At 44.0% G+C, this 26,286-nt stretch carries 27 protein-coding genes and 1 other annotated feature; of the genes, 13 read left to right on the top strand and 14 right to left on the bottom strand.

Annotated features, from left to right (window positions below; genetic code table 11):
• Positions 1–94: 94 nt before the first annotated feature.
• The 5 genes from AABI08_RS04020 to AABI08_RS04000 all read right to left on the bottom strand — a co-directional run bounded on the left by AABI08_RS04020 (position 95) and on the right by AABI08_RS04000 (position 5,560).
• Positions 95–568 (bottom strand): S-ribosylhomocysteine lyase, encoded by a 474-nt coding sequence (locus AABI08_RS04020; protein ID WP_338343603.1) that lies wholly within the window; start codon positions 566–568, stop codon positions 95–97.
• 91 nt (positions 569–659) lie between these two features.
• Positions 660–911 (bottom strand) — a binding site (T-box leader).
• 138 nt (positions 912–1,049) lie between these two features.
• A complete protein-coding gene (locus AABI08_RS04015; protein WP_338343602.1) occupies positions 1,050–1,430 on the bottom strand; it encodes a hypothetical protein in 381 nt (126 codons plus the stop codon).
• A gap of 388 nt (positions 1,431–1,818) precedes the next feature.
• Positions 1,819–2,886 (bottom strand): glycosyltransferase family 2 protein, encoded by a 1,068-nt coding sequence (locus tag AABI08_RS04010; protein ID WP_338343601.1) that lies wholly within the window; start codon positions 2,884–2,886, stop codon positions 1,819–1,821.
• Between the two features lie 18 nt (positions 2,887–2,904).
• Entirely contained in the window at positions 2,905–5,190 is a 2,286-nt protein-coding gene (locus tag AABI08_RS04005) for a glycosyltransferase family 39 protein (protein WP_338343600.1), read from the bottom strand.
• A gap of 157 nt (positions 5,191–5,347) precedes the next feature.
• Positions 5,348–5,560 (bottom strand): hypothetical protein, encoded by a 213-nt coding sequence (locus tag AABI08_RS04000; RefSeq protein ID WP_338343599.1) that lies wholly within the window; start codon positions 5,558–5,560, stop codon positions 5,348–5,350.
• A gap of 220 nt (positions 5,561–5,780) precedes the next feature.
• Between AABI08_RS04000 and AABI08_RS03995 the strand changes: the two genes are divergently transcribed.
• Positions 5,781–6,338 (top strand): NAD(P)H-dependent oxidoreductase, encoded by a 558-nt coding sequence (locus AABI08_RS03995; protein ID WP_338343598.1) that lies wholly within the window; start codon positions 5,781–5,783, stop codon positions 6,336–6,338.
• 45 nt (positions 6,339–6,383) lie between these two features.
• Here the strand turns inward: AABI08_RS03995 and AABI08_RS03990 are convergent, their stop codons facing one another.
• The gene (locus tag AABI08_RS03990) at positions 6,384–7,781 is read right to left on the bottom strand and encodes an APC family permease (RefSeq protein WP_338343597.1); all 1,398 of its coding nucleotides are present in this window, start codon (positions 7,779–7,781) and stop codon (positions 6,384–6,386) included.
• Between the two features lie 101 nt (positions 7,782–7,882).
• Here AABI08_RS03990 and AABI08_RS03985 point away from each other — a divergent pair, with 101 nt between their 5' ends.
• The gene (locus tag AABI08_RS03985; RefSeq protein WP_338343596.1) at positions 7,883–8,752 is read left to right on the top strand and encodes a LysR family transcriptional regulator; all 870 of its coding nucleotides are present in this window, start codon (positions 7,883–7,885) and stop codon (positions 8,750–8,752) included.
• Between the two features lie 66 nt (positions 8,753–8,818).
• Here the strand turns inward: AABI08_RS03985 and AABI08_RS03980 are convergent, their stop codons facing one another.
• Positions 8,819–9,367, bottom strand: coding sequence for a TetR/AcrR family transcriptional regulator (locus AABI08_RS03980; RefSeq protein ID WP_338343595.1), 549 nt, complete (start codon positions 9,365–9,367; stop codon positions 8,819–8,821).
• A gap of 144 nt (positions 9,368–9,511) precedes the next feature.
• Between AABI08_RS03980 and AABI08_RS03975 the strand changes: the two genes are divergently transcribed.
• Positions 9,512–10,999: an MDR family MFS transporter gene (locus AABI08_RS03975; protein ID WP_338343594.1), complete on the top strand. Its 1,488-nt coding sequence runs from the start codon at positions 9,512–9,514 to the stop codon at positions 10,997–10,999.
• A complete protein-coding gene (locus AABI08_RS03970; protein ID WP_338343593.1) occupies positions 10,996–11,526 on the top strand; it encodes a DUF4811 domain-containing protein in 531 nt (176 codons plus the stop codon). The genes AABI08_RS03975 and AABI08_RS03970 overlap by 4 nt, the downstream gene beginning before the upstream one ends.
• Positions 11,527–11,698: 172 nt before the next feature.
• Here the strand turns inward: AABI08_RS03970 and AABI08_RS03965 are convergent, their stop codons facing one another.
• On the bottom strand, positions 11,699–12,271 hold the full coding sequence (locus AABI08_RS03965) for a TetR/AcrR family transcriptional regulator (RefSeq protein WP_338343592.1): 573 nt from the start codon (positions 12,269–12,271) through the stop codon (positions 11,699–11,701).
• Between the two features lie 168 nt (positions 12,272–12,439).
• On the opposite strand from AABI08_RS03965, the gene AABI08_RS03960 reads away from it, so the two are divergent.
• The 3 genes from AABI08_RS03960 to AABI08_RS03950 all read left to right on the top strand — a co-directional run bounded on the left by AABI08_RS03960 (position 12,440) and on the right by AABI08_RS03950 (position 15,638).
• Positions 12,440–13,927, top strand: a complete 1,488-nt coding sequence (locus tag AABI08_RS03960) for an MDR family MFS transporter (protein WP_338343591.1) — start codon at positions 12,440–12,442, stop codon at positions 13,925–13,927.
• 2 nt (positions 13,928–13,929) lie between these two features.
• Positions 13,930–14,460, top strand: a complete 531-nt coding sequence (locus tag AABI08_RS03955) for a DUF4811 domain-containing protein (protein WP_338343590.1) — start codon at positions 13,930–13,932, stop codon at positions 14,458–14,460.
• Between the two features lie 152 nt (positions 14,461–14,612).
• Positions 14,613–15,638, top strand: coding sequence for a YdcF family protein (locus AABI08_RS03950; RefSeq protein ID WP_338343589.1), 1,026 nt, complete (start codon positions 14,613–14,615; stop codon positions 15,636–15,638).
• 87 nt (positions 15,639–15,725) lie between these two features.
• On the opposite strand, the gene AABI08_RS03945 is transcribed toward AABI08_RS03950, so the two are convergent.
• The 6 genes from AABI08_RS03945 to AABI08_RS03920 form a co-directional block, all read right to left on the bottom strand.
• Positions 15,726–15,908, bottom strand: coding sequence for a hypothetical protein (locus tag AABI08_RS03945; RefSeq protein WP_338343588.1), 183 nt, complete (start codon positions 15,906–15,908; stop codon positions 15,726–15,728).
• Positions 15,909–16,119: 211 nt separating this feature from the next.
• The gene (locus AABI08_RS03940; RefSeq protein WP_338343587.1) at positions 16,120–17,175 is read right to left on the bottom strand and encodes an AEC family transporter; all 1,056 of its coding nucleotides are present in this window, start codon (positions 17,173–17,175) and stop codon (positions 16,120–16,122) included.
• A gap of 254 nt (positions 17,176–17,429) precedes the next feature.
• Positions 17,430–18,056: a LemA family protein gene (locus tag AABI08_RS03935; protein ID WP_338343586.1), complete on the bottom strand. Its 627-nt coding sequence runs from the start codon at positions 18,054–18,056 to the stop codon at positions 17,430–17,432.
• Between the two features lie 86 nt (positions 18,057–18,142).
• Positions 18,143–19,093: a TPM domain-containing protein gene (locus tag AABI08_RS03930; RefSeq protein WP_338343585.1), complete on the bottom strand. Its 951-nt coding sequence runs from the start codon at positions 19,091–19,093 to the stop codon at positions 18,143–18,145.
• A gap of 43 nt (positions 19,094–19,136) precedes the next feature.
• Positions 19,137–20,021: an alpha/beta hydrolase gene (locus tag AABI08_RS03925; RefSeq protein WP_338343584.1), complete on the bottom strand. Its 885-nt coding sequence runs from the start codon at positions 20,019–20,021 to the stop codon at positions 19,137–19,139.
• The gene (locus AABI08_RS03920; protein ID WP_338343583.1) at positions 20,014–21,231 is read right to left on the bottom strand and encodes a PTS transporter subunit EIIC; all 1,218 of its coding nucleotides are present in this window, start codon (positions 21,229–21,231) and stop codon (positions 20,014–20,016) included. Before AABI08_RS03920 ends, AABI08_RS03925 begins: the two co-directional genes overlap by 8 nt.
• Before the next feature lie 101 nt (positions 21,232–21,332).
• Between AABI08_RS03920 and AABI08_RS03915 the strand changes: the two genes are divergently transcribed.
• Genes AABI08_RS03915 through acpS form a run of 6 tightly spaced genes read left to right on the top strand, consistent with a single transcriptional unit; the run spans position 21,333 to position 26,284 of the window.
• On the top strand, positions 21,333–21,521 hold the full coding sequence (locus AABI08_RS03915) for a teichoic acid D-Ala incorporation-associated protein DltX (RefSeq protein WP_421823501.1): 189 nt from the start codon (positions 21,333–21,335) through the stop codon (positions 21,519–21,521).
• Positions 21,522–21,540: 19 nt separating this feature from the next.
• Positions 21,541–23,070: a D-alanine--poly(phosphoribitol) ligase subunit DltA gene (gene dltA / locus AABI08_RS03910; RefSeq protein ID WP_338343581.1), complete on the top strand. Its 1,530-nt coding sequence runs from the start codon at positions 21,541–21,543 to the stop codon at positions 23,068–23,070.
• A complete protein-coding gene (dltB, locus tag AABI08_RS03905; RefSeq protein ID WP_338343580.1) occupies positions 23,063–24,274 on the top strand; it encodes a D-alanyl-lipoteichoic acid biosynthesis protein DltB in 1,212 nt (403 codons plus the stop codon). The genes dltA and dltB overlap by 8 nt, the downstream gene beginning before the upstream one ends.
• Before the next feature lie 15 nt (positions 24,275–24,289).
• Entirely contained in the window at positions 24,290–24,526 is a 237-nt protein-coding gene (gene dltC / locus AABI08_RS03900; protein ID WP_047974650.1) for a D-alanine--poly(phosphoribitol) ligase subunit DltC, read from the top strand.
• Positions 24,527–24,532: 6 nt separating this feature from the next.
• Positions 24,533–25,819 carry a D-alanyl-lipoteichoic acid biosynthesis protein DltD gene (gene dltD, locus AABI08_RS03895; protein ID WP_338343579.1) on the top strand — a complete coding sequence of 429 codons (1,287 nt, stop codon included), beginning with the start codon at positions 24,533–24,535 and terminating at the stop codon, positions 25,817–25,819.
• Positions 25,820–25,879: 60 nt separating this feature from the next.
• The gene (acpS, locus tag AABI08_RS03890; RefSeq protein WP_338343578.1) at positions 25,880–26,284 is read left to right on the top strand and encodes a holo-ACP synthase; all 405 of its coding nucleotides are present in this window, start codon (positions 25,880–25,882) and stop codon (positions 26,282–26,284) included.
• The last annotated feature ends 2 nt before the right edge of the window (positions 26,285–26,286 follow it).

The following is a 26,286-nucleotide window of genomic DNA, read 5'->3' as shown; positions in this document are numbered from 1 at the left end:
TGACTGGCCACTGGGGGCCATCCGAATTTGCTAGCTGAGATGGGGCTGATTTTTTGGTGTCAGCGGTTTTGTGGGCTGACCTCTAATCAGCTTCTTAGACAACTTGGCGAACATCTGGGTCGGAGCTAATCCCTTGGTCCAAGATTTCAGCGGACCACTCTTTGGCTGAGAAGAGGGAGTGGTCCTTGTAGTTACCACAGCTAAACTTGTCCGTGCCCTGAACGTCTTGCCATTCGATCGTATCTCTGATTTCTGCTAGGGACTCCTTGAGGGCGATGGCGACGTCCTCCGTTGATGGTTCTCCCCAGGTAATCAAGTGGAAACCAGTCCGGCAACCAAATGGGGAACAGTCGATGACACCGGCTAAGCGGTCGCGCAAAAGACCAGCGAGGAGGTGTTCAATCGTATGCAGGCCAGCCGTTGGGATAGCATTTACGTTTGGCTGGACCAAACGTAAATCAAAATTAGAAATCGTGTCGCCTTGGTTGCCGCGCTCGGTGGCAATCAAACGGACGTAAGGGGCCTTAACTGCTGTGTGATCTAATGTAAAACTTTCAACTTCTGCCATTTGTTTTTTCTCCTTTGATAAAACGGGACTTCTTAGTATTCGTTGCTGTTTTCAATACAGGACAATAAAAAAGTCCCGTAGTCATACAAGACTACGGGACGATTCAATCGTGTTACCACCCGGATTCTGGCTAGCATTGCTGCTAGTCACTCAACAAGTACGTCAAAAAATGAGATACTCTAACGCGGTAACGGGCGCACCCGAACGCGGCTGATTTTGACAAAACTCACCACGTTACACGACTCCAAGACCATTTTCAACTTCTAAGCAAAACCGACTTTCACCAAATGTCAGCTCTCTATCATTTGCCGCTAAAGTTTACTTATCTCTTCAACATCAACTTTTTATTAGAGTTTACGGACGTTTTTCTCATTTGTCAACACTTTTTTTAATTTTATAACTAAAAGATCCTAAAACATCTGCTTTTAATATTAAAAGTGGCTAAATTTTGATGAAGCGAAAAAAGGAGGTGTAGCAATGCTTATCGTAATTTTTGTTGATTAATGATAAGGCGAATTTGATCGATTGCTGGGATAAGCAAAAGGATTAAAAAGTACCAAGACTTACTTAAAACAAACAGAATGATTAAGATTAAAAGCGAGAAATAATTTATCCACCGAGATGCTATATGTGGCCGAGATAGGGCATCACGATATTTTTCTTTGTGACGAACTTCAAGCATAAAAGAGAGATAAAAACGCTTGATGGTATAGAAATATTGAGGAATACGAATCAACAATAGAAAAATAATGGTTCCCAAAAAGAAAACAATATTTTTGGTATAGGCATAAAGGGCAAATAGGAGAAACGCTAAAATAAATGGGGTTTTACCGCTAGGCAATTTCTTCTTTGAATGATGCATGGATATATCCTTAAACAATGAATAACTTTATTTTTTCTAATAATAACTTTGTACTTGTCGGTGTAACTATCATTAATTAGGATAACAAAGAAAGGGCCATTTTGTGAACCGTGTGGCTATGAAGAAAAATTTGAATGGGTTTAATATTTAGTAGCAAATATTTATTCTGGAATAGTTAATTATGCCACTGAAAAATTGAGCTAAGATGATAGCCACCAAGTACTTCGGCCTAATCGATAACTACTAAAGATAAATAAAAAGCCCCAAAATTTTAACCAAATTTTGGGGCTCAGTACTATATATTGAATTGTCTTTTAATCGTTAAAAATATTTGACAATTTCATTTTCTTTTGGCTTATTAATTAAGCAGCACCCAGATGAACCAATCTTAGCGACTAATCACTTGGTGAACAACCTGGTAATCAGTTTCATAGTCTTGTGCCTCTTCTGATTGGGACATTGGACTCACTTTTGTAAGTTGATCTTCTGCCACCGGGTAGCCGTCCTCACGCTCAATCTGGAAGAGTGGGCGGTGCTTGACTTCGGTAAAGATTTTACCGATGTAGGTGCCGACAACACCCAAAGCAATCAGGTTCAAACCACCGAGCAACCAGATGGAAATCATCAATGATGACCAGCCAGCCGTTGGATTACCGACAATTTTTTCAAAAACCGTGTAGGCAATTTCGACACCGGCGATGCCGAGGACGAGGATTCCGAGGTGGAGGAGCAAGCGAATCGGTTGGATACTGAAACTGGTAATCCCATCGATGGCAAAGGAGAGCATCTTTTTCAGTGGGTACTTGGACTCACCGGCCTGACGTTCACCACGCTCGTAGTAGACCTTAGCGGATTGGAAACCAACCAAGGGAACCATTGCTCTGAGAAAGACGTTGCGCTCGGGCATTTTGAGGAGGGCTTTCACGGCAACCTTACTCATTAAGCGGAAATCAGCGTGGTTGGGGACCATTTTGACCCCTAACCAACCAGCCAGCTTATAGAAGGCTAAAGCAGAATTACGCTTGAACCAGGTATCAGTTTGACGGCTGGAGCGAACAGCATAGACAACTTCATTGCCTTCTAGGTACTTTTCGACCATTTGTTTAATGACGTCTGGATTGTCCTGCATGTCGGCATCAAGGGTAATCATGATATCCGCCAGCTTGCTGCTTTCGGTCATACCGGCCAAGAGGGCTGGTTGGTGGCCAAAGTTTTTGGACAACTTGACGCCGATAATATCGGCATTTTGTCGTTCTTGCTGTTGGATAATGGACCAGGTCTTATCAGCTGAACCGTCATCAACAATCATAATAAAGCTGTCTTCGCTGACGAGCATCTGCTCAACCAAACTTGCTTTAATCCCTTGAAGGACGTTCAGCGTGGTTGGAAGAACTTCTTCTTCGTTATAAGCTGGTAGGATTAATCCTAACCGTGGGATCTTTGAACGTGTCAACATAATTGGACTCCTTTCGTCTTAATAAATTGAGGACAAATCATACAGAGTAGAGCTTGAAGAGCCACCCATTCCTGTTGGGCCACCTGTCATACCACCAGTAGTCATGCCACCGGCAGTTGTACCAGTAGTTGTCGTTGTTGCAGTGGTTCCTGCTGCTGTTTGGCTAGCAGCTGTCGTTGTTGACTTTGAACTTGAGTCATAATTAACAACTGTACCCTTTTCCTTTACCCAGGCCAGAATCTTTTTGATTTGACCATCGGAACTCTTGCTACGGGAACCAAGGACGAAGTACTTCAACTTACCATCCTTGACGAGTTGCTTAAATTGCTTAAAGGTCATCGTTGGATCGGTACCATTATAACCACCAAGGGCCATGACAGCCTTTCCTGATTTGATAATGTAACCAGAAGCGGAGTTTGAATCGGTTGTGGCAAAGAGGTACTTAGCGGAACCTTGGTGCTTTTCAGTATAGGCTAAGAGCTTCTTGTTCACAGTGCCACCCATATCGGTACCACCACGACTGAAGAGGGATGGACCGGCAGCTGGAATAGCTGCTGAAGTATGGGTGATGGTTGGTGTGGCTGACCAGAAGGCACCCATTGCCAAGACTGAAACAGCTGTGGCAATAATCTTGGCTTTGATTGCTGTCTTTTGTGGGAAGAGCCACCAGACACCAAGGCCAACGGCCAGGACAATCAAGATACCGGTAATCACTGGGTAATAAGAAGAAACGTAATAAGCTTGTAGGAGTAGCGTGGCAATCACGGCGACACTAAGCATAATACGAGCAACGAATGGTTGCGTCTTGTCAACGGTTTCATCTTCACTGTTGACATCGACCTTCATCATCTTGGCAACGGCCGCGACACCGATAGCCGTCAAGGCTGCAATGGCTGGGGCCAACATGATGGTGTAGTAAGGGTGGAAGAATGAAGCGACTGAGAAGAAGCCGTAAACAGGGACGAACCAGCCGGCCCAGAGGAGAACTTCTTCTTGTTCACTTGAAACGTGGTACCACTTGCTACCGCGCTTGCGGAAGCCAAGCCAACCAGCGATAAGGCCAAGGAAGGCTAATGGGAGGTACCAACCGATTTGAGAACCAAGGTCTGATTGGAAGAGACGGAATGGTCCGATAGAACCGATGGCAAAGGCACTTCCAGCGCCACCCATACCGCCACGCTTACCAGTCTTGCCACCAGGCTGACCAGTCATCTTGCCCATCTTACCGGTTGGCTTTTTGCCGTTCATGCCGGTAGGAGCTTGGCCAGTTTTTCCTGTTGGTGGCGTTTGATTTTGGCCGTTAGTACCTGTTGGTGCTTGGCCAGTTGGTGCAGTACCGTTTGTTGTCTGGCCGGTTTGCGTACCAGTTTGATTTTGACCATTAGTGGTCTGACCAGTTGTACCAGTTCCTGTAGTCGGAGCCTGACCCATTTGGTTCGTTCCAGTTGCTGATTTTGAAGACTTCGAAGTCTTCTTTGTGCCCATACCAGAGAAGGTACCACCAGTACCAGTTGATTGCCCAAGTAAACGCTGGGTCCCGTTGTAGCCAAAGGCTAATTCCATTAAGGAGTTCGTCTGGGAACTACCAATATAAGGACGCGAACTCTTGCTTGCTGAATCAACTGCCATTGGGTAGGCCAAGGTGAAGACGGAAAGGGAAACGAGGGCGAGTCCCAACCAGCCAATCTTCTTTTTCCAAGGAATCTTGATGGCGACAATGTAGTAGGCGAACATGGCTGGCAAAATCATGAAGGCTTGGAGCATCTTGATGTTAAAGGAAACACCAATCAGAGCAAAGCTCAACATGACTAACCAGACATTCCTCTTGTTAACAGCCTTTTGCAATGTGAAGACCGCTAACAGAAGGAAAAGTACTAAGATGGCATCCATGTTGTTTGTCCGGCTGTTGGCAACAACAGTGGGCGTCAACGTCATGAATAATGCGGCTGTTCGTCCAGCCCAGACACCAAACTTTGGCTCTAAGAGACGGTACATCAGGTAAACGGAGGCAATTCCAGCCAAGACACTTGGGAGGACAACGGACCAACCGTGAACGCCGAAGATCTTAGCGGAAATGGCCATGAACCAAAGCGCTACAGGTGGCTTATCCACCGTGATGAAACCGGCTGGGTCAAATGCCCCGTACCAGAAATTTGACCATGACTTTGTCATGGAAGTGATGGCTGCAGTGTAGAAACTGTTGGCACTGCCCGCATCCCAGATACCCCAGCCATATAAAATGGCGCTGAGGATCAAAATGCCGACAAGGTACCAATCAAGTTTGTGTATCCTTTTTGATCGCAAAAGCGAGGACCTCCTTCGTTCGAATAAAAATAGTGTAGGCCTAAAGCGCTATATCAAGATTAAGTGAGCATCAAGTGAATATTAAAATATCCAACGGATTTAAATCCACTGTTGGATAAATGAAAAAATAAAAAGACCATCAAAAAATTGACAGTCTCTAACACCGATAGCAAAAGCCCACAGTTTGGCCTTGATTAAGCTGAATAAAAGGAAATGGGAACACGGCAGCAAACACCATCAAAAGGCAGTTTGCAGGCGTTTTTGTCTTGGAAATAGCAGAAACAGGTACAGCAGATGGCCGTTTTGCATTGGTCATCAGACGGCCACTAACAAGAGTAGTCAAGTGGTTGAGAAACCATGTTTGAGTCATTTTTTACGCCTCCGGTATTCTTGTAAAGAAGTATGGACTTTTGACCAAAAATTGTCAAGATGTGTCCGTACAGTCCAAAATTCTTTTAAAAATCAGTAAGGAAGCGACCGTGATGATTGTATTTAATAAAAATCACTTGCTGAAAAGATGGTATAATACGAGTTATATGGCGCAATAACGAATACCCGAGTGGGTATCCCAACCGAAAAGGAAAAACACCATGAAAATGCTGATTATTCAGGGTCACCCTGACCAAGAATCATTCACTCACGCCAATGCGATGAATTTCGCAGCGGTGGCAAAAGAAAAGGGCCATGAGGTCCAAATTGTGGACCTAGCAACTGCTGATTTTGACAGTGTCTTACGCTATGGCTATCGCCAACATATGGCAGATGAAAGCTTCCCGAAGGCAGTCCAAGAAAAGATTGCCTGGGCGGACCGAATTTCATTTTTCTTCCCCGTTTGGTGGTCGGCAGAACCATCCGTTTTGAAGGGGATGATTGACCGCGTCTTCACGCCAGGCTTTGCTTATAACCGTCGTAACGGTAAAATCGTTAAGCATTTGACGGGTAAGAAGGCGGACGTCTTTACGAGTTCTAATTTTGGGGGCTGGTACTACAAGATGTTTGGTAACGTCGTCAGCCGTTACAAGTTAGGAATTTTTGCTTACACAGGAATTAAATTGAACAAAGCTTATGTTTTGGGTCACATGGATTCAGGTGTGACACAAGAAGATCGACAAGCGTACATTGAAAAGTGTGCGGCAACAATTGATTAAATTAAAAAAGGATTTGCGTTGATGATGGGCGCAAATCCTTTTCTGTTACTGATTTTGTAATTTGGAATGACGGATACTGTAGGTGAAATAGACAGCAACGCCAATCAAGAGCCAAATGCCAACGGAAATCTTGGTGATATTTGGCAGCATGATGATAAAGAAAATACTGCAAAGGCCGGCCAAAATTGGCAGGAAGGGGTACCAAGGCATCTTGAAACCGGTATTTTGAATGTCTGATCGACGACGGAGCTTCAAAATACCAAAGGAAATAAAGGTAAAGGCAATCAAAGTTCCGGCGTTAATTAGTGAAGCCAATTGGGTCAGTGGTACGAGCCCGGCAAAAATGGCCTGGACGACAGTCGCAATTAAGACGGCATTGGTTGGTACGGCATGCTTTTGGCTTACCTGACCTAATTTTTGCGGCAAAAGGCCATCGCGCCCAAGGGCATAAACGAGGCGAGAGCCACCAATAAACATCGTGACCATCGCTGTAAAAATCCCGAAGAGTGCGCCAATCGTAATAAGCTTATTCCAAGCAGTCAAATGAATCACCTGCAGCGCATAAGCAGCAGGATCATCGACGTTTAAATCTTTGTAGTTGACGATACCGGTCAAAACAAGGGAAAAGGCCACGTAAAGGATCACGGCAATAATAACGGTTCCCAAAATCCCCTTAATGACGTTTTTGCCGGGGTTGATGGTTTCGGCGGAATTGGAAGCCAGGGCATCAAAGCCAATAAAGGCGAAGAAAACCGTTGCTGCTGCTGTGAAGATACCACCCATCCCAAAGGGTACGCTGTGGAATTCTTTTGGATAAAAAGGCACGTAGTTGCTGGTCTTAACATAAAAGAAGCCAACGATAATAAAGAGGATGATAATGGCTACTTTGACAATGACGGCAAAGTTTTCAACTTTCTTTGATAATTCGGTTCCCATTATGAGGATGCCGGCGATGATTAAGACAATCACGACGGCAGTGAAGTTAATCAGGCCACCCTCCATTGGGCTAGCTTGCAGGGCTTTCGGCAGGTTAAGGCCAAAGCTCGCTAAAATGTTGTGGTTAAAGTAGGCCGCAAAGCCGGTTGCTTCAGCTGAAACCGCCAAAAAATACTCTAAAATCAGCGACCATCCTAAAATCCAGCCAACAAATTCCCCGTAGATAACGGATCCAAAGGAGTAGGCTGAACCGGCAATCGGCATAGCGGAAGAAAACTCCGCGTAGGCCATGCCGACCAATCCAGAGACGAGGGCAGCAATTAAAAAGGCAATTGCGACAGCCGGACCAGCATGGCTGGCAGCCTCGTGACCGGGTAGGATGAAAATACCGGTACCGATCACGGCACCGATTCCAAGGGCAATTAAGTCCTTGGCAGTTAATGTCTTTTGAAGACGAGCATCAGCGCTTAGAAAATTAGCGACTGACTCTTTTTTGAAAATGTTCATATTGATACCTCAAATGTTTCTTTCTAGCTCCCTTACTATAGAAGAAATGATATGATAAGTACAATTAATAAATTACATAGTTGTATTAGGAAAAACGATTGATGAACCATTTACTAGTTTTAGAAAAGATTCTCCAGATGAATAGCTTTACCAAGGCCGCGCAGGCGCTGGGCTACACGCAGTCTTCAGTGAGTCAGATGGTGGCCGGCCTTGAAAGGGAATTTGGCATTCAATTGTTAAAGCGTTCGCGTCAGGGGGTTCAACTGACCCCGGAAGGCGAAAAATTGTATCCCTATATCGAACGGTCATTGCGCCAATACCAAATCTTGCAAGAAACGGCGGGGGCCATTCGGGGCCTTGAAACAGGGACTGTCCGAATCGGTGCGATTACGAGTGTTAGTTGTTACTGGCTGCCAGACCTCTTCAAACGGTTTCAAGAACGCTACCCGGCAATCGAATTTATTTTGCACCAAGGCGATTACGGGACCATTGTGAATTGGATTCAGGATGGGACCGTTGATTTTGGTCTCATGACGGCTGATTATGGGGATGGCCTGGCAAAGCAAATCATTCACACCACCGAGATGAAGGCCTTTTTGCCGGTGGATCACCCACTAGCAAAATTAGACCAAGTACCGATTGCGTCTTTGACAGCAGAACCCTTTATTTTGGTCGAAGGTGGGGGCTATAGCGAACCACTCGAGGCCTTTCGCAAGGCTGGTCTAACCCCAAATGTCCGCTATCGCATTCAAGATGATTACACGATTATGGCCATGGTCGAGGCCGGCTTGGGTATTAGCATATTATCGGAGCTAGTGGCTAGTCGGACCAACTTTAACGTGCTGGCAAAATCAGTTGAGCCCAAGGTTAAGCGCCCGGTGGCGATTGCTTATCGGGAGAAAGAAGCCTTGCCAATTGCCAGTCAGTATTTTATGGATTTTTTAACGGCCAACCAGCAAGAACTGATTTGAAAGTGCTGTGTCGAGGCGAAAATAGAAATGAAAAAAGATCAGGAGCCTCGAGGGCTTCTGATCTTTTTATTGTTCAAATAATTTTTCGGGCAGGTATTCAATTAAAAAATTAGCCATTTCTTCTGGACTTTCTTGGGCACCTTTTTGTAGCCAGGACATAATCACCTGGAAGACGGCACCAGAAATGACGTCTCGCGGATAACCGGTTAGCCAATTAGCTGGTCGCTCAGTACTTCTTTCTTCTGATACTGCTTGGAAAAATTCGTAAATGTGGCTGGATAATTCACCCTGAATCAAGAGCTTAAACCGTTTCTGTTCAGCACCAAAAACGGTGAACAGGTCGAGCAGTTGATCTTTGATACTCAGTTTTGTCCAAGAGCGGGCATTGGCAATTTTGTCTGAATGCGAGCGGTGTTTTACAAGTAAGCGGTCTAAGTAGTAGTTTAAAATATCTTCAATATTCTCAAAATTGCGATAATAGCTGGCACGAGCAACACCGGCTGATTTAATTAATTGGGCAACGCGGATTTCTGAGAAGGGATGTTCGCTGAGTTCGATAAAAAAGCCATCTACAATTTGGTTTTTTAAATGACTGTCTTCTGGTGGTTGATGCATAATTTTCTCCATGTAACGTAGCATATATAAAATCATTATAGCAAATAAATGAAAAATTATGAGACATATTGACTCATTTTGAAGTTGATGATACACTATGTCTCATAAAGGGACGGGTTAAAAATCGTCGAAAGGAAAAAGAAAATGTCTGTAACACAAAACGGAAAGGGCTACAATCGAACATTAGCGTTTACCATTATGATGCTTGCTGCAATTTCTGGATCACTGATGCAAACTTCATTGGGAACGGCTTTGCCAAGTCTGATGAAGGCCTTTGACATTAGTATCTCAACAGCGCAACAAGCAACCACTTGGTTCTTGCTAACAAACGGAATTATGGTGCCTCTTTCAGCCTATTTGGCTAACCGAGTACCAACAAAATATTTGCAACTATTTGCTTCTTTTGCATTGTTGATTGGAATTGCCATCAGCATGCTAACACCTGAAAATAGTAATTCTTGGTGGATATTTGTGGCCGGACGAATCGTCACTGCACTTGGTGTTGGTGTCATTATGCCATTGCTCCAAATCGTCATTATCAACATGTATGCGCCAGAGGAACGGGGCACAGCCATGGGTATGATGGGGCTGGTTGTAGGAATGGGGCCGGCTATCGGCCCCACGTTAACTGGTTGGATTTTGAAGGAAAATCATACGATTCTTGGCATAACTTTGTCTGATCATTGGCAATCAATCTTTGTGATTCCATTTATTATTATTGCCATTGCAACGATTTTAACACCTATTTTCGTAAAGAATTTCATCCAAACATCAAAAATCAAGATGGATTATTTCTCAGTTGTCTTGTCAACGGTTGGCTTTGGTCTCTTCTTGTGGGGCTTCACCAATGTAAGTACTCAGGGTTGGGGTGACTGGAGTCAGGTCATTTTGCCAATTTCAGCTGGTATTATTGTTGTCATTCTTTTTGGATGGCGGCAACTCAAGCTCGACAAGCCATTCTTGGACATTCGAGTTTTTATGAACAAGGAATTTACAATTGCCTCAGCACAAATTATTTTGCTGACGATGGCGATGTATGGTGTTGAAATGATGTTGCCAACGTATCTGCAAAATGTACGTGGCTTAAATCCATTTGATTCAGGCTTGACGTTGATGTGGGGAGCTTTGTGCTTGGGCCTTATTAGCCCAATTGCTGGTATCTTGTATAACAAGGTTGGTACAAAACGTTTATCATTTGTTGGCTTTTCCATGTTGGCGTTGGGAACACTGCCTTATATCTATTTGACACCAGAGACGCCAACACTATTAATTACTGTCCTGTATACAATGCGAATGGCCGGTGTTGCTTTAACAATGATGCCACTGACAACGGCTGCAATGAGTGCGTTGCCCGATTCAATGGGGTCACACGGAACGGCTGCAAATAATACAGTTCGCCAGGTTGCTAGTTCTGTGGTAGTTGCATTGATGACTTCTGTCGTGCAAAATGTGACAAGTAACCACTTGCCAAGTAGTTCTTTGAAGACGACTGACCCAATTTTGTATGCAAGTAAGGCTCTGAACGCTTCGATGGATGGTTTCCAAATCGCCTTCATCTTGAGCTTTATCTTTGCTGTTATTGGTATCTTCTTACTGATTTTCTTGAAGAGCGGAAAGGAGTCAAATAAATGATTCTTTGGATTATTATGCTATTAGCAATCCTTGCCAGTGCTGTCATTTTTGTGATTAAGAATGCTGCTGTTCGCAATATCGTCGGTGGCATCTTGTGGTTGGGAGTCTTAGCTTTGACAATTGTCTTGACTCTGAACATGCACGATCACCTTGGCATGGAAAAGAAGACAGTCACAACAACGACGGAAGTTTATTCAGCTGCTCCTGCACAAGTGCCAGTTGGCATGGTCGCAGCCAAGAAAATTGGTGCTGATAATTATGTTTTGGTTTATAAAAATCACGCCAGTGACCAACAAGCCAGTGTTCACTTTGCTCCCGATAAGAGCGACATTGTGAAAACTGTTAAGCAATCAGCCACTTATGAAAAGGCGAATGTGACGTCTGCTCAGGTTAAGACGGTCACGACGAAGTGGGTTTACAAGAACGACTTTAATGAGTGGCTCTTCAAGCAACACAAGGAAGATAACTTGGTCAAAGTTCGCCATACTCTTCAAGTACCTGAAAATTGGCAAGTTACTTTAAAATAAGTTATTCTCATTAAATTAGCATTATTCTTCACAATATTTCTTCGAATACATCTCTATCAGCACTCGGGTCCTGCTTTCCGGGTGCTTTTTTGTCGGCTATTTTTGGATGAAAGACGCAAAAAAGAAGCCAAAACTTTTAATAAGTTTGGCTTCTGAAAGAAAAAGCATTGGTCTATTCTTTTACGGGTTGCTCTTTGTCAAAAAAACTATCTGGCATCGTATTGACCAAAAAATCAGCCATTTCTTCAGGGCTTTCCTTAGCTCCATTTTGTAACCAGGCCATCATCACGTGAAAGGAAGCACCGAAAACAAAGATGTGCTTGTAATTAAAGCCATGCTTTTTTTCAGGATGTATAGCCTTGATAATTTCGCCAAAGTTGACAAAAAATTCATAAATATGGCTGGAAAGCCCCCGGTCGATGAGCAGCATAAAGCGCTCCTCCTGGCTTTTAAATGCGATAAAAGAACTGGTGAGGCGTATTTTCATGGTTTCCCGGGTACGGTTATGGGGAATTGGCTTTTGTCTTTCTTCTTCATGGTGTTCAGTAACCAAACACGTTAAGTAAAAGGTCAAAATATCTTCAATGCTATCAAAGTTGCGGTAATAGCTCACGCGCGCGACATCAGCTGATTTGATTAGCTGAGCAACGCGAATTTCTGAAAAGGGTTGTTCCTTTAATTGCTCAAAAAAGCCATCAACAATTTGTTGCTTTACTCGGATGTTTTCTTGTTGGCCAAATTTCATCTAGGTTCCTCCACGACAAGTGTCGTTTTGTGATTAAATTCCTTTATTTCTAAGAATAGTATAGCAAATAAATGAATTTAGTGAAACAGGTTGACTCAGTTAAATTTAACTGTTACACTATGTTCCATAAAGTAACTGGTACACATTGTACCACGAAAGGAAATAACGATGGAAGCAGTTCAAACAAATACTCGAACTTACAATCGAACACTTGTTGTTGTGGTCATGATGATTGCCATGGCAGCCGGTGCATTGATGCAGACATCATTGGGGACGGCCATTCCTTCCCTAATGAAGGCTTTCGACATTAACTTGTCAACAGCCCAACAAGCAACGACATGGTTCCTTCTCTTTAACGGGATGATGGTACCATTGTCAGCTTACTTAGCTAACCGAATTCCAACCAAGATTTTACACATTATTGCCTATGGATTACTCTTTATCGGTGTCCTGGTCACAATGTCAACACCCGAAAATAGTGGTTCTTGGTGGATTTTCATTGTTGGCCGGATTATTTCAGCCATGGCCTTTGGAATCATGATGCCAATGATGCAAATCGTCATCTTGAACATGTATGCCCCCGAAGAACGAGGCGCAGCCATGGGTGCGATGGGATTGGTTATTGGAATGGTCCCAGCCATTGGTCCAACCTTGTCAGGTTGGATTTTGAAGCAAGACCATACAATTTTGGGCTTCACTTTGTCTGATAGCTGGCGCTCTACTTTCTTGATTCCTTTGGTTATCACTGGAATTGCTTTGGTCTTGACACCATTCTTGATGAAGAATGTCATTCCAACTAAGAAGGTTAAGTTGGATTTCTTGTCATTGATTCTCTCAACAGTTGGTTTTGGTCTCTTCTTGTGGGGCTTCACCAACGTTGGTTCACACGGTTGGGGCAATGTGCCAAACGTGCTTGTGCCAATATTCGCCGGCGTTTTGCTCTTAGTAATCTTCGTTTGGCGTCAGTGGAACTTGTCGAACCCCTTCTTGGACGTCAAGGTCTTCTTGAACAAGAACTTTACGATTCCGACTGTTGTTGGAATCTTGGCTATGATGGCCATGTTCGGTGTCGAAATGATGTTGCCAACGTACTTGCAAAACGTGCGTGGTTTGTCAGCCTTTGATTCAGGTTTGACTTTGCTCTGGGGAGCTTTGTTAATGGGTGTCTTCAGTGCCATCTCTGGTGCCTTGTATAACAAGGTTGGTGCAAAGGTCTTAGGAATGGTTGGTTTTGCCATCCTTGGTTTGGGAACTTTCCCATTCTTGTTCTTAACTCCTGAAACACCAACAATTATTATTAGTGTCTTGTACGGTGTTCGAATGGCCGGAATTGCCATGGCCATGATGCCAATGACAACCAAGGCTATGGCCGCTTTGCCTGATGAAAAGACGTCTCACGGTACTGCCGCTAACAACACTTTGCGTCAGGTTGCCAACTCTGTTGTGGTTGCCTTGTTGACATCAGTTGTTCAAAACGTCATCAACAACAACACACCAAGTAACCATTTGAAGGTTACAGAACCATTGCGTTACGCAAGCAAGATGTTGGATGCATCTTTGGATGGTTTCAAGATTGCCTTTTTGATCAGTCTTGGTTTTGCTGTTCTTGGCTTCATCTTGGCATTCTTTGTTAAGCAAGACAAGGAGGAAGCTTAATCATGATTTTGGTAATTATTCCGATTTTTGTTGCCTTAGCTGCTGCTAGTTGGTTCCTGATTTCATCCAAAGCTTTGAAGGCCATTTTCGGCACAATCTTTACGTTAGCAATGATTGCTTCAATTGGCTTGTTATCTGCTAACATGGATTCTCATTACGGGATGAAGAAGGAAACGACTGTGGCTACAAAGCAAGTTTATTCCGCTGCACCAGCTCAAATGCCAATCGGTATGGCTGCTGCAAAGAAGATTGGTACTGATGACTACGTACTGGTTTATAAGGATCAAGCAACGGACAAGGAAGCATCTGCTCACTTTGCTCCTGATACGAGTGACATTGTTAAAACAGTTAAGCAATCAGCTACTTACAGGAAGGCTGATGTGCAAACTGCCCAAGTCAAGACAACAACGACAAAGTGGGTTTATAAGAACGATACTTACAAGTGGTTGTTCAAACAAAATAAAGAAGATAACTTGGTCAAGGAAGTTCACACTCTAGAAGTGCCAGCTAACTGGCAAGTTGTCCTCAAGTAACTTACGCTTAAAGTTAACTTACGTTTAAAAATACATTTCTGCTTAATTTATTCTTCTCTCCAAGCACCCGGATTCTGCTTTCCGGGTGCTTTTTCTATTTTATCGTTAATTTCTGTTATAATTGAAACAAAACCGTAAAGAGGGTGGCTGGAATGCTGATGCTGACACCATTAATTTATTTATTATTAGCACTTGTGGTCGTTGCCATTGCGGCGGTTGTGATTGATAAGCGGAACTTTATCTTTGGGAGTTTATTGATTTTTTCATTACTGCTGACGGTGATGGCGCTTTATTTGAAACTGGCCGGTTATGTCTTAGACAAGCAGATACCAGTGATGAATGTTCTAGTTATCTTGTTGCCAATTGTGGTGATTGCCTTCGCTATTTTTTGGTTGGTACGGAACACTAATATTATCTCTCACAAGGAAGGAAAGAGTTTTACGGCTAAATTAGCCCTGTTCTTGGCGGTGACGATGGGTATTGATTTTTATCTACTCTTTTTAACTGGGGAAGTCCATGGTCGCTGGCTGTTCTTCTGTTATGTGCTTGGCCTGCTCGTCTACAACACATTCTTCTTGCTTTTTCTCAGCTATCTTGGTTATTCGCTTTTGTACCAAGTATTGCCGGCCACGAAAAAGGCTGATTACATCATTGTCCTTGGTAGCTATATCCATAATGGTCGGGTCACGCCGTTGCTCCAGAGTCGGGTGGATCGAGCCTTGACCTATTATCGTCAGGCCGCAGAAGGAAAACGCCCAAAGTTTGTGGTTTCCGGCGGACGAGGATCTGACGAAAGCACATCTGAAGCCGATGCTATGAGAACGTACCTGCTTGAAGTTGGTGTGCCGGTGGAAGATATTATCTTAGAGGACCAGTCGCGCAATACCTTTGAGAACTTTATGTTTTCAAAGGAAAAGATTTTGACAGACTGGCAAAAATCAGGCCACACTGGCCAGCCACAGATTCTTTTTTCTACCAGTAATTACCATGTTATGCGGGCCAGTCTTTATTCCAAGCGAATTGGCTTTTCCGCCCAGGGAATTGGCGCTCCAACTTCCTTGTATTTTTTGCCAACGGCCTTGATTCGAGAATACGTTGGCATCCTTTCTTACTACCGCTTAATTACCTTTTTGCTTTTGGTTGTTGAAGCCTTTCTTGCGTATATGATTGCCTTTTAAAAAACGATAGTCGCTGACAAATGGTCAGTGACTATCGTTTTTAGTAGGTATGATGGTCGTAGCGAGTTCGAATCTGATTTTCCTAAATTAATGAAGGGTCATCAGGTTATAAATAATAAAGACGAGCCCGATTAGAAAAAGAAAGGCAGCAATTCCAAGTAGCGGGAGCATGCTGGCATCTCCCTGACGGAACAGCTTCCAGCCGTGAGCGGCCGCAAATAAGATAATTAATAAAGCAAAGGCAACGACGAGTAATCCAACAATGGCCATGATTTGGCTCCTTTCAACTCCTCAATAATGACCATTATACCGACTAATGGTCGATTGAAAAAGAGACAATCTGGCCAACCTGTTGTTTTTATTTTAATTAGAAAAATCAGCCTGGTTATTGCTGGTCAGGTCTTGCAATCCTCTGGTAGGGGCAATGGCCAAAGCAAATTCGTTCGGTGACCGACTATGATTGTTCACCTATATCGATGTGCTATTTAAAGACGGGCAATTCACCCAAAAGTTGCACGATAATAATCCAAAGTGGTAAGACCACGGTGGCTGAAATCGTTGAAATCAGCGAGGTGTTGGCTGCTAACAAACTTTGATGGTTGAAAGCCATGGCGTAGTTGACCGCCACGGTGGCAACGGGCGTCGCCATCATAATGACCATTGTCGCCATGGCCACTTGGTCTACGGGTAAGACATGGAGAGCATTTGCCAAGAGGGCGATGGCAGCCATGATGATTGGGACGATGATGACCTTATTGAAGGAGTAGTACCAAGCGGTATGGTTTTTAATGGCATCCGTAAAGGGCATCTGAGCCAAGTTAGCCCCAATGGCTAACCAGGCTAGTGGCGAAGCGAGACCGGCTAATAGTTTCATCCAGGCAAAGAGCCAAGGAACCGTCACATCGAGGCGGTAGAAGGCCACCTGGCTGGTTTGACCAGCACTGTGGACGCTGATTTGTGGCATCCAGTTTTGACTAATCCAGAGGATCAGACCAAGAAAGGTGGCAATGACAATCGGATTAACAAGCATTTTTTTAATATGCTCACCGCGTAGCTGTTCGCCAGACATTTTGATGTAGGCGTAAGAATATAAGAAGACACGATAGCCGATGTTGAAAACAGAGGCATACATAATCCCTTTTGCACCATAAACGGCACCGGCGATTGGCATCCCGAAAAAGGTTGTTGATCCAAAAGCTGTTAACACACCCAAAACGTCGCGTTGATCTTTATCATAGCGACCGTATAAAAAGGGCATCGTGACAATCAAAATGACATAAATAATCAAGCCCCAAATCAGCACGTCCATACTTTGGACGAGGGTTTGATGATTTAATGGGGTTAGAAAGGCCGTAAAAGCTAAGAGCGGGAGGGCCACAGTCATCGTAATGCTCGTCAAAGTTTTGACGGCATCCTGACTAAGGGTTTGCCGCTTGCGCAGCCAAAATCCTAAGAGAATGGTTCCTAGGGTTTCAATAATCGCAGCGATAATCGAAGTGTTGGTAAGCGTTTTTTCAAGAGCAGAGCTAATCGACATTTATACCTCCCAGTGCCAACTTGTGGCGACAAATGATTTATTTATTAGTCTATCATTAAAATTAGATTAGAACAATTCTCCTGTTAAAAAAACTGACTTACAAAGATGTAAGAAAATGAAATAAAAGAAATGGCCAAAAAGATTGTTCGATTATCGAAGTTCTTGTATAATAATAGTATTCTTTATGAGAGACAAAATAGCCCCAACCATTACTGGTTGGGGCTTTCTGCTGTCTTCTTCAATTTTAATTAATCTTATTTGCTGAAGTTCACAGTTGGATTCTGTTGGGCAGAACTGTCTGCGGTGAAGTAGTTGAACTTATGATGATTTGTCATAGATGCCACCAAAGAACTAGGGAATGACACAACTTTGTTATTGTATTCTTGGACAGCCTTGTTATAAACCTTACGTTCGTAAGTCACACGGTTGTTGACACCTTCTAGTTGCACCATCAGAGTTTGGATTTGGTCAGAAGACTTCAGATCTGGATAGTTTTCGTTAATCGTCGACACCATCAGATTGAAAGCCTTGTCCTGATTTTGCATGGCCGTTGTCTTTTGGTCTTGATCATTGGCATTCGCATAGCTTTGCTTTGCTTGATTGTACTGGGTTCTGGCATCAGCAATCTTACCGTAAATGGCAGATTCTTGTCCCTGGGCTCCCTTCACAGCATTGACCAGATTTGGAATTAAATCGGCGCGGTTTTGCAACGCAGTTTGGATGCCACCAGTGGCGGCGTCAACATCCTGTTCCTTGCGGGACAGGCCGTTGGCAGAAGAAATAAAGCCACCAATGAGAATGATGAAGACAAGGGCGATGACCGCCGTAATTTGCCAACCGCGTTTCTTGTAAAAGGGCGTCTGTTCATTAATGATTGTCATGATTCGTATCCTTTATCGTTGTTTAGCTTGACGCTATTAGAAATATTGTAGCGGGGAATAGACTTTGAAACAAGAGCAGCTGATTTTTAAAAATCAGATCCGCCGCCGCCAAAGTCGCCACCGCCGCCGGAATCAGACCCACCACCGAAGTCCGAACCGCCAAAGTCAGATCCATCAAAATCGGATCCGCCACCAAAGCCACCACCGAAATCATCGTAGTGGTCATCGTCATAATGGCGTCTTTGGTCGGAGAAGAGGTTTGAAAGCAACAATCCTCCCAAGAACCAATTTAGACCTGAACTGTGCCCGCGGTGTGGGCCGTTTGGTGATTGATTGAAGTAGCTTGTATTGCCAGTACCACCGCGATAATAAGACGTGTTGCCACCCTGAAAGCGACGCATTTTAGACCAAACTAAGAAAATAACGAGGGCCAGGATAGCGACTAAGCCAAAAGCAACCACCGCACTGGTTGTTGAGGTACTTTGCTTACCACTTGTTGGTGTCGCTGGCAGTGTTTTTTCAACTTGTAAAAAGAGGTTGCGAATCCCTCGATCGATGGCTGCCGGATCCGAAGATTTCAACTCTTGTTGGTTAGCCTGCAGGAGCTGATAAATTTTACCATCGGGCAAAACGGATTCAACGCCGGTTCCGGTCACGACACGCACGTTATTTTGGCCGTTGTTCTTAGCAAAGACAATAATGACACCATTGTCTTGCCCCTTTTTACCAGCGTGCCAGACCGAGCGCATAGTTAAATCATTGGTAAAGTCGCGGATTGATTGGCCATCGGTATTGTTGACGGTTAGAACCGCCACTTGGGGCTGTTCTTTGGTTTTCTTAAACGTTTGCTCTTGCTTTAAGATGACCTGCTTGGTTTGCTCTGAGAGCACATTGGCATTATCAGTCACAACAAAGTTCGAGCTGGGTTCAATTTTGTTTGGGTCTTCTGCCTGAGCTGTTTGAAAGTGAAATCCTAGGAAGAAGAGGGCCAGTAAGCTAATGGTGGCCAGCCCGATTTTATTTTTTAGCAAAGCCATCACGAGACCTCCGATTTCATGAAGCAAAATAGTTGATGAGCGATTAGCGGCTAAAGCCGTCGCTAATACTCTTGGCGTTTTTTGGTGTTAGTTTGGACCCATCATTTGGATTCTGTAAGACAAGTTCACGAATGAGGTTAATGACTTCAGGGTTTTCCGGCAACTTTGAATGGCCAGCATTATCACCTGAAACAGTCGTTTGGGTATATTTAGCAACATTCTTTTGGAAAATGTACTTACCAGAAAGAACGGATTGAACAGGGACCGTCCCATCATCCGTGTAATCCTCAGAACCGGCAACCGAGTAGACAACCAAGTCGCTTGGTAGGCTACTTGCGCCATCAATCATATCCGAAAGCATAGTTGTCTGTCGTGTTGTTGATGTTTCTGAGAAGTTGAAGGGTGTCCCTAGAGTCATTAACGTCCGAATATGGAAGTTGGTTGAACTATAATAGTTTTCCAAATAATCGGTCCAAATCAGTCCACCGTTTGAATGACCGACGGCCGAGAAATTCCGGAAATGGTAGCGGGATTGCAGGTCGGTCATGACCTTTGAGAGGGACTCAGAATCGGCTTGAATGGTTGGATAATCATCCTGGTTACGTTCAAAGCCAACAACAATAAAGGGTCGCCGGTTAGAACCATCAACGTGGCCGGAATAAGTGAGGCTACCATCGTAATTGACCTGGACCTTCAAAACAGAGTGGGTGCCCTTATCACGGTCTTCTGAATTAATGGTAGCAAAGAGGTCGTCAAACCGTCTGACAGTCGCACTCGAACCGGGGACAAAGATAACGGGTTCCATCCGCGATTTTTGAATGGCCCGGTCATTTTGGTGCTCGGAGAGCATCCAGACACGACCAAAGAGGGCGATGACAACGGTCAACAATACCGTTAAGAACAGCATGAATTTTGTACTTTTAGCCATGCTTAGCCTCCTTTTTAACCATGTCCTTTACAAATGGCCAATAAATCAAGATTGAACCAATTAGGACAAAGATGGCTAAGACTAATGACCGCCAGGGCGTTTGACTGGCCATAAAGCCAAGCAATAAGTGGGGTGTACCACTGGGGGCACTAAAGACAGTCGGCCGGACGAAATCAAGTTTAATGGCCACACTGGCTGAAAGTGAACCAAAGAGGGAGCTTAAAATCATTGGTACCAATGTTAGTGGCCGGAAGTAAAGAGGGACGCCGTAGGCTAAAATACGATTGCTGTCAAACAAGGCTGGGAGTAATGACCAAAAGCCAAGGCGACGGTTCTGTTTACTTTTAGCAAAAATAAGGATAAGTGCCAATCCCAAGGTTGCCCCAACGCCACCAATCATGGCCGAAGCGGTCAAAACAGAATAAGGGTTTTGTGGCTGTGGGAGGGTGGCCATCACTGATTGGTAAACGGCATTGAGGTTTGTGTTCACCTGGGCTAAATCGGTTGCGCTAGTTGATAAGTCCAAGGGAATGCTGATTCCTAAGACGAGCAGGACGGGCGCCAATACAGCTACTAGCGCCAATGAATAGAAATGAGCGAAAAAATCAGACGAGAAGAAGGTGGTGTAGGTTCCTTGGGTCACGATATTGGGCATGAATGAGGTGGCTGTCACGACAATGACCGAGACGATGGCCGCCCAACTCAGATAAGTGAAGCCCATGTCTTGCAATCGATCTTTTGTAATCTTGGTTAACCCCAAATAAGTGAGGTTAATCAGATAGGCCACGAGTAGGCATAGCCCGAGGTGAATGGTTAATTGACCTTGGTTGGAAACAGTCGAGAAGGTCTGAACTAAGACCAGTCCAAAGTTGACGGTGACTGGCAAGATTGGATCGCGCTTGTCGGAAAGCTTTTCCGTTAAATACTTTTTGGTCCAAAGCGCGATTGTGAAAGCGACGACCAGATAGTCTAAGACATTGCTGATTCCCTGGGAAATCTGTGGATTATTAAAAAAGTGAATTTTATAATGAAAAATCGTGGCGAATAATGCGCCAGGGTCTAAGAATAATCGAGTAATCAAACGCCAATAAACATCGATAATTACCAAAGGTAATACGTGTTTAAAGGAAGAAAAAAGATTTTTGATAGGTGAAAGACCTACCCAAGCTCGATCCCATTGTTGAATCTTTGCTAGGATCTTTGCAAACATATAACGATGCCTCCAGACTGCCCCCCCAATTTGGGGTGGTATTACAAGAAAAGGTATTGTGCTATAATAGTAAAAGTGTTTTACTAGATATCACTGGTAATATGCCAATAATTATAACACTAACCGAACAATTTTGGGGGCGTCAAGCGATGTTCAAGCGTTTTCTAAGCAAGCCCTGGGTGACATTTATTGTCAGAACCCTGGCTTATTTTTTAATCATTTTAGCCTTGATTTATCTGTACGGCTATTCCGGTATCACTGGGGGCCACTTCATTTATAACGAATTCTAAAATAAAGAGGAAGCGACAAATGATTGATAACATTTACAAAAATATTGATGCCTATGCAGTAGAAAATCCTGATGCGATTGCCTACGATGGTTTGGGCCATACTTATACCTACGGCGATTTGAAGTCATACTCTGACTCATTGGCTGCCTACTTAGATGAGCAAAACTTACCTGACAAGTCACCAATTATGGTTTTTGGTGGCCACCAGTTTGAAATGGTCGCTGCCTTCTTAGCCGCTGTGAAATCAGGTCACGCCTATGCACCGGTCGACAAGGATTCTGCCAAGGACCGGATTGAAAACATCTTGGAAATTGGTCAACCTTCAGCAGTGATTGCTTTGGATGAATTGCCATTGCCAATCGATTCCGTCCCTGTTTTCCAGGGTGAAGAATTGCAAGCGGCCTTTACTGCTAAGAAGTCCTACGAGTTAACTCACCCAGTCTTGGGCGATGATAATTACTACATTATCTTTACTTCTGGTACGACTGGTAAGCCAAAGGGTGTTCAGATTTCACATAAGAACGCCTTGTCTTACTTGAACTGGCTCTTCTCTGATGAATTTGACTTGCATCATGGTGACAATGTCTTGACACAGACACCATTCTCATTTGACGTTTCTGTCATGTCATGGGGTGGCTCACTGTTGATGGGGGGCGTCATGAAGCCATTGTCAAAGGAAATTGCCGATGACTTCAAGCAACTCTTTACTGTTTTGCCTGAAATGGACCTGGATTTGTGGGTTTCAACACCTTCATTTGCTAACGTTGCCTTGTTGAGTCCTGATTTTAAGCAAGAGAATTACCCTCGCTTGAAGAAGTTCTTGTTCTGTGGTGAAGTTTTGACAGCAACAACTTCTAAGAAGTTGCGCGAACGTTTCCCAGATGCTCGCATCTTTAATACCTACGGCCCAACGGAAGCAACCGTTGCCGTATCAGCAATTGAAATCACGGACGATGTCTTGGCCAAGTACGACAAGTTGCCAATCGGTTACATGCAACCTGAAATGAAGGCAACTATCATGGATCAAGACGGCACGGTCTTGCCAATTGATGAACCAGGGGAAATTGTTTTGTCTGGTGCAGCCGTTTCAAAGGGTTACTTAAACAACCCCGAAAAGACCAAGGCTGCTTTCTTAACGGTAGACGGTCAACCAGGATACAAGACTGGTGACTTGGGTTACATGGATAAAGACGGCCTCTTGCATTACAAGGGTCGTGTGGACTTCCAAATTAAGTTGCACGGTTTCCGAATTGAATTGGAAGAAGTCGCTCAGCACTTCTTGAAGTCTCAATGGGTTGAACAGGCCGCTGCCGTCCCTCGCTACGATGCAGATGGCGAAGTTAAGCAGTTGTTGGCCATTGTTGTTCCAAAGAAGAACGACTTTGAAAAGCCAATGGATTTGACCAACGCCATCAAGGCTGATTTGAAGGATATCATCATGCCATACATGATGCCATCACGATTTATCTACCGTGATGCTATGCCTTTGACACCAAATGGTAAGGTAAACTTGAAGGGCCTGATTGCTGAGGTGAATGGCAATGCCTAATCTACAACCCTACGCCGATCCGACCTATTTCTTTTACCTCCTAGTGGCTTTGGCGCCACTGGCAATTGGCCTTTACTTTGGTAAGCGCTTTGTCTGGTATGAGATTTTGGTCTCTTTGGCTTTTATCTTTTTAATTTTCGATACTGGTCACTATGTGAACCAGGGGATTGCGATATTAGTTTATAGTATCTGGCAGTTCTGTCTCGTGTCCTTTTATTCGGCTTATCGCAAAACAAAGAATGCTAACTGGGTTTTCTACCTAATGGTCGCATTATCCATCTTGCCGATTACAATGGTGCGCTTTGGTGCCATCGGTGTTTTCAAGCCTGAATTCACGCTGCTTGGTTTCTTAGGAATTTCTTATTTGACTTTCCGGTCAACAGGGATGATTATTGAGACGCGGGATGGTGCCATCAAAGAGTTTAAGCCAATCATGTTTTTGCGCTTTATGCTCTTTATGCCAACCCTGTCATCAGGTCCAATCGATCGCTACACGCGCTTTGCCGGTGATGCTGGTTCAGTGCCAGAGAGAACGGACTACATTGACATGTTGGGCTATGCAGTCAAGTCTTTCTTCTTAGGCTTCGTCTACAAGTTCATCTTGTCTTATTACTTCGGTCAAATCGTCTATCCATTCTTTCAGAGTTTGGCAATGGGCGACAACCATCATGGCTTCTCCTGGTGGTTGATTGGTGTGGCCTATTCCTATGGTATGTATTTGTTCTTTGACTTTGCGGGTTATTCTCGTTTCGCCATAGCGACATCATATGTTATGGGGATTAAATCACCAATAAACTTTAACCAACCTTACCGGGCCCATAACATCAAGGACTTTTGGAATCGTTGGCATATGTCGTTGTCATTTTGGTTCCGAGACTTCGTCTTCATGCGCTTCTCCTTCATGGTGATGCGTAAGAAGTGGATCAAGAACCGGACGACAGTTTCGAACCTTGGCTATTTGGTCAACATGATGGTCATGGGTCTTTGGCACGGATTGACATGGTATTACATCGTTTATGCCTTGTTGCATGGAACGGGAATGATTGTCAACGACGCCTGGTTGCGTTTTAAAAAGAAGCACCGCGACCAAATCCCACATAACAAATTCACGGAAGTGTTCGCCATCTTCTTGACCTTCAACTTCGTGATGTTAACATTCTTGGTATTCTGTGGATTCTTAGATAAATTCTGGTTCCACCACTAATAGAGGAGAAATATAATGGACGTAAAAGCAGGCGTATTAGAAGTTTTGAACAACATCATTGGGGAAGACTTGTCTTCACAAATGGACGAAAACTTATTTGATTCAGGGTTGTTGGATTCAATGGCTACTGTTGAATTGTTGTTGGACTTGGAAAACAAGTTTGGTATTCAAGCACCCGTTTCAGAATTTAATCGTGAAGACTGGGACACAGCAAACAAGATTATTGCTAAAGTAGAATCATTGTTGGGATAAAACCTCATGACTAACAAGAAAAAATTGTGGCAGATCTTTGGCCCGGTGCTTGCGGCGCTGGCACTTATCGGCCTGGTCTTTTTTCTGCCATTCCCGTTGGATCATTATAGCCAGCAGGACTTGAGAGAAGCTTCTGTTTCCTTCTCAAGCCAAATCGTCAAGGGGGAAGCGGTTAAAGACGCTGCCTTTAGTGACAAAAAAGTAAATTATATTCCTTTCTTTGGTTCATCGGAATTGTCTCGTTTTGATTCTTTGCATCCATCTGTTTTGGCTGAAAAGTATAACCGTTCTTACCGACCATTTATGCTTGGTAAGGCGGGATCTGAATCAATGGTTCAGTTCTTGAATATGCAAGAGATGCCAAAGGCCTTGGACCACAAGAAGGCGGTCTTTGTGATTTCACCACAGTGGTTTACAAAGACGGGTTCAACGGGTGCATTTTCAATTTTCTACTCACCACTACAAGTGGTTGACTGGTTGTTGAACATGGACAAGCCAAGCCAAACAGACCAGTTTATGGCCCAGGCTTTGTTGAAGCAGTCGTTGGTGCGTGACAAGCCGATGTTTAATCGGATGTTGCACAACGTGGAAGATGGCCAGGGTCCAACTTCAGCTGATAAATCAGCTTTGCGCTTCCAGCATAAGGTTTTGTCACGACAGGATGCCTTGTTCTCAAACTTTGAAACAAGTCATAACTACAAGAACGAAGTGATGAAGTATGCTAAGGACTTGCCTAACCAGTATCAAGAGCAAACTTTGAACCAAATTGGTTTCGAACAGGGTGAAAAGAACACCGGTTCAAACCGCTTTAGGATCAAGAACTCGTTCTATCGTACTCGTGTTTGGGCTGACCAAAAGATGCTCAAGGATGCTCAGGTCAACTATGACTACCGTCAATCCGTTGAATACGCATACCTGCAAGCTGTTTTGGAAAACTTTGCCAAGAACCATACGGATGTCGAATTCGTTATTACACCGGTTAACCAACGTTGGGTTGCTTACACTGGTTTGTCTGATAAGATGTACTACCAGGCGGTTGATAAGATTAAGTATCAGTTGCAAAGCCAAGGCTTTAACAACATTGCTGATTTGTCACATCGTGGTGGTGAGGACTTCTTTATGCAGGATACCATTCACATCGGTTGGCGTGGTTGGCTGGCATTAGATCAGTACTTGAACCCATTCTTGTCTGGTAAGTACCAGAATAATGACTACAAGATTAACAATGACTTCTTGTCAGAAGAATGGCAAAATTTCAAGCCACAAGATCAAGCACCACAAACATTTTCATAAAAAGTTAGAGGATTGACACATTCTGTGTTGCTCCTCTTTTTTTTTTGATAAAATGAAGGTATGATTATCGGAATCGGAAACGACATGGAGTCCATTAGCCGAATTGAAGGCGTATTGTCTAGACGACCAAACTTCTTGTCGACAATCTTAACGCCAGCCGAGCAGGAAGCGCTGCAAAAGCGGACGGGCAAGCACTACTTAGAGTTTGTAGCGGGCCGTTTTTCAGCCAAAGAAGCCTATGCTAAGGCATTGGGAACTGGGATTGGCCACGATGTATCTTGGCAGGATATTTCAATCCTCAATGCCAAATCAGGTCGGCCAATCATGAAGGTTGTTGGGCAAAAAAATCGGATTGAGGTCGCCATTACCCATAGTGGTGACTATGTTAGCACGGTTGTGACGATTGAAAGAGTTGGTTGGTTACACCGCCTCACGGCTCATTTTATTGGTAGAAAAGAGAAATAGAT

It is taken from the genome of Fructobacillus evanidus (genome assembly GCF_963580165.1).
GTDB lineage: Bacteria > Bacillota > Bacilli > Lactobacillales > Lactobacillaceae > Fructobacillus > Fructobacillus evanidus.
Note: the sequence above shows the minus strand (reverse complement) of the source record. Positions and strands in the feature narration are given on the sequence as shown.